Below are 875 nucleotides of genomic sequence, written 5' to 3'. Positions count from 1 at the left end.
CCCGCCAGGCCGGCGGTTTTCCATCCGAGCCAGCGGGAACCTTGGTTTCGCCAGCCATGCTGGCCAGCACGTCGCCCATCTCCAGGTTGTAGGCTTCCATCAGTTTGTGGGCATGACGCAGCGCGATCTCGGCCTCGTTCGGGTTGGAACCCCGTCCCTTCGCCATTTCCAGGCACTTCTTGATCTTGTCGAGGATACGGTCCTGGTCCATGTCACACCCCTGCGATATCAAGAGGAATGGAGCGGTACTGGTCGGTGTCCCCGACCCGCTCCTGGATACGCACGTACGCCTTGGTGCTCACGACCTGGACAGCCTCGCCGATGGCCTGCATTGCACGCTGCCAACGTTCGTCATCGATCTGCAGGCGGCGCAGGGCAAGCACGCTGCCGGTACGGATGTTCCCTGCTTGGTCCACGCGGAACGCATCGTTGATCAGCGTGATGACCTCTGCGCGAGCGCCTTCTGTCCATTCGTGGAGGCACTCGTCGATCAACGCCTTGGCCGCCTGCAGGCGCTCGTCGAAGGCGATGTTGTCGGCCATGGCCCGAATGACCTTGTAGCGACCGTCGAAGCTGACCAGGGAGGCGTTGCCCTTCTTGCCACCTACCTTCGCCTGGTACTGCTCGGCCGACAGGGTGATGAAGGCTTCGATATCGCCGAATGTCGCCAGTTTGAAGTCCAGCAACGCCTTGTTCAGGGCCTTCCCCTTGGCGACGATCTCCTGCACAAGGCGGTCCCGCTCCAGGTCGATGGGCTTGATCATTTCTTCAGGTACCAGGCGCCCCTTGGCGTCCATGCGGTACCCGGCGGGAACATGCACTGGTTGTTCAGCCATGGGAGGGTTCCTCTTCGGGATTCGGTACAACGCTCATCT

Annotated in this window: 2 protein-coding genes; both read right to left on the bottom strand. The window is 61.6% G+C overall.

The features are described 5' to 3' along the window. Positions 1-211: DUF2786 domain-containing protein (locus HMPREF2924_RS15780; protein WP_141765544.1), on the bottom strand; the 211-nt coding region annotated here is incomplete at its 3' end. A 1-nt stretch (position 212) separates the two neighbouring features. Further along, entirely contained in the window at positions 213-836 is a 624-nt protein-coding gene (locus tag HMPREF2924_RS15775) for a DUF3164 family protein (RefSeq protein WP_016852436.1), read from the bottom strand. Positions 837-875 lie beyond the last annotated feature (39 nt).

The sequence above is a fragment of the Pseudomonas sp. HMSC063H08 genome (assembly GCF_001813645.1).
GTDB lineage: Bacteria > Pseudomonadota > Gammaproteobacteria > Pseudomonadales > Pseudomonadaceae > Pseudomonas > Pseudomonas aeruginosa.
The sequence above is the reverse complement of the archived record's forward strand: the minus strand, read 5'-3'. Positions and strand labels throughout refer to the sequence as shown.

Excerpts from the sequence above, each read along its gene's own strand:
- HMPREF2924_RS15775 (WP_016852436.1), bottom strand. The coding sequence starts at position 836 with ATGGCTGAACAACCAGTGCATGTTCCCGCCGGGTACCGCATGGACGCC.